The 989-nt window shown below is 63.9% G+C and carries 2 protein-coding genes; both read left to right on the top strand.

The window, feature by feature from the left end; genetic code table 11:
• Nucleotides 1–336: 336 nt before the first annotated feature.
• Nucleotides 337–753: a hypothetical protein gene (locus tag CAI21_RS22780; protein WP_116304390.1), complete on the top strand. Its 417-nt coding sequence runs from the start codon at nt 337–339 to the stop codon at nt 751–753.
• Nucleotides 750–989: hypothetical protein (locus tag CAI21_RS22775; RefSeq protein WP_147305243.1), on the top strand; the 240-nt coding region annotated here is incomplete at its 3' end. The genes CAI21_RS22780 and CAI21_RS22775, both read left to right, overlap by 4 nt.

Genomic DNA, 989 nt, shown 5'->3' with positions numbered 1-989 from the left:
CGACCTCAACCAAGGCATCGACGAACTGATCCAAGACAAAAAGGTCCAGCAGTCGGTACGCTCGAATGCGCGTTGGCATGGCGGGTTTGTGGTGGGGGTTTTCATCGCGGAAGGCGCGAACCTTAGGTTTCTTTGGCAGAATGGAAGATTCGGCGACAGCCCGCGTGAATTTGCCGACCGAGCCGCGGCGGCTTTGGGGACGATTGCAGCGGCTACCGACATCTTGGAATGGAACGCCAGCCGAAAGGCGGTTGCAAATCAGCGCGCCGAACCTAGGGGGAGGAGTGTGACAGGTGCTCGTGTGGCCGCCCGATTTTCAACGTCGCGGCTACCGTCGTGTATACCTTTCTGGCGGCGTGGGATGCAGGTCAAGCCTTCCTCGATGCGGACTACAATTACATGGCCGCCAATCTCGTTTTGGCCAGCAGTACGGGTTTACTGGTGGGTGCGCTGGCGCCCGGCCTGTTGAAAGGGCTAGGAGTCAGTCCCGCGGTTGCTGCATTGCTAGCCAATCCCTGGGTCATCGCCGGCCTCGTCCTGGTCACGGCAATCGCCGCCGTCTGGGCCTACTTTGCCAAGAACGACGAGACCGAGCGTTGGTTACGCTTCTCGCCCTGGGGCAAAGCCTGGGACTGGCAGCGGACCTGGCGCCAGCGGAACTACGACGATCCCCGACAAGTCCTCAAGTCCTGGGCCGAGCTGATGAACCCGGTGTCGGCGGTGGTGCGGGGCGCAGTCACACCTGTGCGGTGAGCGTCACCGCGCCGAGCCCGGTCGAGACGCAGCTCGAGGTGCGGCCCTACCCGGCCTCGTTCCGCCGCCGGCTGAGCGACGGCGATGCCTGGCTGCCGGTTGCCGTCGAGGCAAGCGGCGACGAATGGTGGGCCGATCCGTTACTGCTGGCCCTGCACAAGGTGTGCGAGGATACCGACTGCCGGCCGCATGCCGACGGCAGCGGCTACGACTGGCTGATTCCGGCCGGCAACTTC

Origin of the sequence: Alkalilimnicola ehrlichii, assembly GCF_003399765.1 — a bacterium.
Taxonomy (GTDB): Bacteria; Pseudomonadota; Gammaproteobacteria; order Nitrococcales; family AK92; genus AK92.
Note: the sequence above shows the minus strand (reverse complement) of the source record. Positions and strands in the feature narration are given on the sequence as shown.